At 62.3% G+C, this 1,488-nt stretch carries 1 protein-coding gene; it reads right to left on the bottom strand.

The genetic code is table 11. The annotated features are described in order from the left end of the window. Positions 1 to 48 precede the first annotated feature (48 nt). Positions 49 to 1,488 (bottom strand): alkyl hydroperoxide reductase subunit F (ahpF, locus tag H3028_RS21010; protein WP_181299130.1); only part of this gene is annotated, 1,440 nt, incomplete at its 5' end.

Genomic DNA, 1,488 nt, shown 5'->3' on the forward strand with positions numbered 1-1,488 from the left:
AAGGGGGAGCAGACCGAAATCTGCTCCCCCTTTTTCGTTACCTCAGGTTCAGTCGACGACGGAGCTGCGGATCAGGTGGTCGAAGGCACTCAGCGAGGCCTTGGCACCTTCGCCGACGGCAATGACAATCTGCTTGTACGGCACGGTGGTCACATCACCCGCGGCGAAGATACCCGGCAGCGAGGTTTCGCCACGCGCATCGACGATGATCTCGCCGCGCGAAGTGAGCTCAACGGTGCCCTTCAGCCAATCGGAGTTGGGCAACAGACCGATCTGCACGAAGATGCCTTCCAGCTCCAACGTGTGGAACTCGCTGGAGTTGCGATCCTTGTAGACCAGGCCGTTGACCTTCTGCCCGTCGCCGGTGACCTCGCTGGTCAGCGCACTGGTGATCACCGTGACGTTGGGCAGGCTGTAAAGCTTCTTCTGCAGCACGGCATCGGCACGCAGCTGGCTGTCAAACTCGAGCAGGGTGACCTGGGCGACGATGCCGGCCAGGTCGATGGCCGCTTCCACGCCTGAGTTGCCGCCACCGATTACCGCCACACGCTTACCTTTGAACAGCGGGCCGTCGCAGTGCGGGCAGTAGGCGACGCCACGGCCACGGTATTCCTGTTCACCCGGCACGTTCATTTCGCGCCAACGCGCACCGGTAGCGAGGATCAACGTCTTGGCCTTCAGCGATCCGCCGTTCTCCAATTTGATCTCATGCAGTCCACCCTCGGTCGAGGCTGGAATCAGGGCCGCAGCGCGCTGCAGGTTCATGATGTCGACGTCGTACTCGCGCACGTGGTTTTCCAGCGCGCGGGCCAGCTTCGGGCCTTCGGTCTCGTTGACCGAGATGAAGTTCTCGATGGCCATCGTGTCCAGCACCTGACCGCCGAAGCGCTCGGCGGCGACACCGGTGCGGATGCCCTTGCGCGCGGCATAGATCGCAGCGGCAGCGCCGGCCGGACCACCGCCGACGACCAGCACGTCGAACGGGTCCTTGGCGCTGAGCTTTTCGGCATCACGGGCCGAAGCACCGGTGTCGAGCTTGGCGAGAATCTCTTCCTCGCCCATGCGACCCTGACCAAACAGCTCGCCGTTAAGGTAGATGCTCGGCACCGACATGATTTGCCGAACGCTGACTTCTTCCTGGAACAGCGCGCCGTCGATCGCGACATGGCGAATGTTGGGGTTGAGCACCGCCATCAGATTCAGCGCCTGAACCACATCCGGGCAGTTCTGGCAGGACAGCGAAAAGTAGGTTTCGAAGTTGTACTCGCCATCGAGGTTCTGGATCTGCTCGATGACTTCCGGTGCGGTCTTCGACGGATGGCCGCCAACCTGCAGCAGGGCGAGCACCAGCGAGGTGAATTCATGCCCCATCGGGATGCCGGCGAAACGCAGGCTGATGTTGTCACCGATGCGGTTGAGTGCGAACGAGGGGCGACGGGCATCGTCGCCATCGGTACGCAGCGTGATCTTGTCGCTCAGGCTGGTGAT

Origin of the sequence: Pseudomonas sp. Q2-TVG4-2 (assembly GCF_013620795.1) — a bacterium.
Classification (GTDB): domain Bacteria; phylum Pseudomonadota; class Gammaproteobacteria; order Pseudomonadales; family Pseudomonadaceae; genus Stutzerimonas.